We start from the raw sequence: 2,236 nt of genomic DNA on the forward strand, positions 1-2,236 counted from the left end.
GTGCGCCCCGACCGTCCGGAACGACTGGCCGACGCCGGCCGGCGACGCGCGCTCGTCCGCACCGCGATCGACGGCGCCCTGGCCGACGCCGTCGTCGACGCCTCCTCGGTGCTGGCGATCACGGTGGCCGTGCCCGCTCCCGTCGATCGCGACGGCGCCTCGCCCGCCGAGAACCCGTTCTGGCGCGTCGCCAACCCGGGCTACTCGGAGTTCCTCAGCGCAGACGCGGCCGTCGTGACGGTCGAGAACGACGCCAACCTCGCGGCGATCGCCGAACGCTCCGCGCCGGACGGCGGGGGGCGCGACGCCGACTCGTTCATCGCCCTGATGACCGGCGAGGGCATGGGCGCGGGCCTCATGATCGACGGCCGGCTGATCCGCGGCCGACGCGGCGCGGCCGGAGAGCTGCGCTTCCTCGACCACGTCGAGGGAGTCGGCTCGTCAGACGGCCTCGCACTGCTCGCACGGCGCTGGGCCATCGAGGCCATCACGACCTCCGAGGTCGGTGACGGCGCGCTCGCGCACCTCGACCCGGCGACGCTCGACGAGGCCGAGGTCGGTCTCGCCGCGGCATCCGGCGACCCCGCCGCCGTGGCGATCACCGACCGCCTGGCCGAACGACTCGCACGCATCTGCCTGGTCCTGGGCGACCTCCTCGACGTCGACCGGGTCGTGGTCGGCGGCACCGTCGCCGACACGCTGCCCGACGTCATCGACCGCGCGGGACGGATCCTCGACGACAGCGACGACCCCACCGCGCCGGAGCTGCGTCGCTCCGCGCTCGGGGAGGACAGCGTGACCATCGGGGCGATCGAGCACGCGCTCGCCGAGGTCCGGAGCCGCGCGCTCGACCTCACCCCGTCGGCACGTCCCGCGGCGTGATCGCCCGCGCACGAACCCCGGCACGCGGAAGGATGGAGGCATGTCGTCCCTCAGCGCCCTCCGAGCCGTCACGTCGGCGTTCGCCGCGACCGCCGCGCTGACCGACCCCGAGGCGCCCGTGCGATCGGCGATCTGGCCCACCGCGGGTCGGATCGTCGACCACCTCGGGAACATCCAGCGCTGGGCGGCCGAGGTCGTGCGCACGGGCGCACCGGCCGACCGTCGCGAGTTCCGCCGGCCGGCCGACGCCGATCGCGCGCCCTGGTTCCGCGAGGGGAGCGACGCGCTCGTGTCGGTGCTCGAGGGCGCGGACCCCGAGCGCATCGTGCCGATCCTCTACGGCGCGACCGGACCGACGCGGTTCTGGCATCGACGGATGGCGCACGAGGCGACGAAGCACCTCTGGGACCTGCGCACCGCGGCCGAGTCCGATCCGCGGCTGCCTCGCGAGGCGGGCCGCGCCGGCGCGGCGGACGCGGTGGACGAGTTCGGCGAGGTCTTCATGACGGAGGCGCGCCGTCGGGGCATCGCGTCGCTGGCCGGCACGGTCGCGCTCGTCGCGGCCGACACCGAGGACGCCTGGCGCGTGACCCCGGGCTGGGTCCTCGAGCGCGTCCCGCCCGGTGCGGCATCGGACGAGGACCCGCACGTGACGATCACCGCGGACGTGGGCGACCTCGTGCTCCTGCTCTGGGAGCGCGCCGACCTCGCGGCGCCGGACGGCCGGTTCCGGGTGCAGGGCGATGACGCCCTCGCGGCGGACTTCGCGACGACGCCCGTGCACCTCTGATCGGTCCCGGTGGATCGGCGCACGCACAGCCACCGCGGCTAGGGTGACCACCACGGGGCCCGTCCGGGCTCCCGAGCAGAGGGCGTCACCGTGTCAGAGAAGTCAACGAAGAAGTCGTCCAACAACAAGACCGCAGCCTCGAGAACGCTCAAGGAGAAGCGGGCCGACAAGAAGGCGAAGGTCGCCGACCGCGGGGGCAACGACGTCAGCGACGTCACGCACCGCAAGTAGCGTTCGAACGACGAGCTGCGCGGCGGGTCTCCCCGAGAGGGGGCTCGCCGCGCTTCCGTCGGCGGGCCGGTCGGTCCCCCGCGGCGACGAGGCGACGGGGCCCCGTGCACCTCTGAGCAGGAGCGGGCCCGCCCCGCTCGTTCGCGCACGGTTCTTCCGGCCGTCACCCGAAGCGCCTACCGTGGGCGGCAACCGGAACCGCCAGCAGAGGAGCTCGCATGTCCACGAGACGATCCGACCGCACCGCACTCCGCGCCCCACTCGTCGCCGCCTCCGCGGCGGTGCTCGCGCTCGGCGTCGGAGCGGCCGCCGCACCGGCCCAGGCCGCGCCCG

3 protein-coding genes are annotated in these 2,236 nt (G+C 75.0%); all 3 read left to right on the forward strand.

The genetic code is table 11. From position 1 onward, the window contains the following. Positions 1–882: ROK family protein (locus ESO86_RS15735; RefSeq protein ID WP_165308026.1), on the forward strand; the 882-nt coding region annotated here is incomplete at its 5' end. Positions 883–922: 40 nt separating this feature from the next. Continuing rightward, complete coding sequence (locus ESO86_RS15740; RefSeq protein ID WP_129235807.1) at positions 923–1,672, forward strand: maleylpyruvate isomerase N-terminal domain-containing protein; 750 nt, start codon at positions 923–925, stop codon at positions 1,670–1,672. Positions 1,673–1,762: 90 nt separating this feature from the next. Continuing rightward, positions 1,763–1,903: a hypothetical protein gene (locus tag ESO86_RS19205; protein ID WP_165308027.1), complete on the forward strand. Its 141-nt coding sequence runs from the start codon at positions 1,763–1,765 to the stop codon at positions 1,901–1,903. Positions 1,904–2,236 lie beyond the last annotated feature (333 nt).

The organism is Agromyces binzhouensis (genome assembly GCF_004135055.1).
GTDB lineage: Bacteria > Actinomycetota > Actinomycetes > Actinomycetales > Microbacteriaceae > Agromyces > Agromyces binzhouensis.

Coding starts and splice junctions, on each gene's coding strand:
- ESO86_RS15740 (WP_129235807.1), top strand. CDS start 923: ATGTCGTCCCTCAGCGCCCTCCGAGCCGTCACGTCGGCGTTCGCCGCG.